Annotated in this window: 1 protein-coding gene; it reads right to left on the reverse strand. The window is 37.4% G+C overall.

The annotated features are described in order from the left end of the window. Nucleotides 1–524, reverse strand: a 524-nt coding sequence (locus N5O98_RS27440) for an ISAs1 family transposase (RefSeq protein WP_269496321.1), incomplete at its 3' end; no start/stop codon positions are given.

Genomic DNA, 524 nt, shown 5'->3' on the forward strand with positions numbered 1-524 from the left:
ATTGTAACAATACAACCACTTAGTTCCAAAGAGTTAATTAACAATGGAATAGCTGTAATCTCATTGCTTTTATCATCTACTTTTACCTGACCTAAAGAAATTCCATTAGCGGCAGACCATGCAGAAACCATCCATAATTTGAATCCTTCTTTTCCCGTAGTATGTTCTCCGTCACATTGGCTTGGACCACGCATGAGCTTGCCATCTATAGCAACAACGCCTTTCACCTCCTGACAGACTTGTTTTACCCAATTACGGAAGATCAACTCAAAATACTCGGGCTTTATTATACTGAAGAATCTATTAAAAGTATCATGACTAGGGATGAACTCCAGACCAGGTATGCGACTTTTGAAAAAAGCAATTTTCGCATTGCCAAATTCCTCAATCTCATTCCAGGATTGAGCGCCACAGATTACAGCAGCAATGGATATATAGATAATAGTTTCCATTTTATGTACTTTTTTGCGGTTCATCCTAGGATCTTCTATTTGTTTACAAAGGTCAATTATGCCAATTTTCAT

The sequence above is a fragment of the Bacteroides sp. LFL-34 genome (assembly GCF_027257075.1).
Classification (GTDB): Bacteria; Bacteroidota; Bacteroidia; order Bacteroidales; family Bacteroidaceae; genus Bacteroides; species Bacteroides ovatus.